The 686-nt window shown below is 56.7% G+C and carries 1 rRNA gene; it reads right to left on the reverse strand.

The features are described from left to right. Nucleotides 1-686: ribosomal RNA gene (locus IEZ08_RS39145) — 23S ribosomal RNA — on the reverse strand; the annotation flags it as partial.

Genomic DNA, 686 nt, shown 5'->3' on the forward strand with positions numbered 1-686 from the left:
CACACCATAACTCGCAGGCTCATTCTTCAAAAGGCACGCAGTCACATCACAGACCATCCGAAGACGGCCTACGCTCCTACGGCTTGTAGGCACACGGTTTCAGGTACTATTTCACGACCCCTCACCGGGGCGCTTTTCACCTTTCCCTCACGGTACTGGTCCACTATCGGTCATCAGGGAGTATTTAGGCTTACCAGGTGGTCCTGGCAGATTCACACAGGATTTCTCGGGCCCCGTGCTACTTGGGATCCCCTCCAACAGTCCAACAGATTTCGCCTACCCGGCTCTCACGGTCTCCGGCAGCCCTTCCCAGAGCTTTCGACTATCCACTGGATTTCTTACTGTTCACGGTCTCGGCAGAAACCGTCAGAGGGTCCCACAACCCCGCACACGCAACGCCTGCCGGCTTTTCCACGCATACGGTTTAGCCTCTTCCGCGTTCGCTCACCACTACTAGCGGAATCACATGTTGTTTTCTCTTCCTACGGGTACTGAGATGTTTCACTTCCCCGCGTTACCACCAACCGCCCTATACATTCAGGCGGAGGCAACATCCCATGACGGATGCTAGGTTTCCCCATTCGGACATCCCCGGATCACAGTCTGGTTGGCGACTCCCCGGGGCTTAACGCAGCCTCCCACGTCCTTCATCGGCTCCTGATGCCAAGGCATCCACCGTGTGCCCT

Source organism: Planobispora rosea (assembly GCF_014648175.1).
Taxonomy (GTDB): Bacteria; Actinomycetota; Actinomycetes; order Streptosporangiales; family Streptosporangiaceae; genus Planobispora; species Planobispora rosea.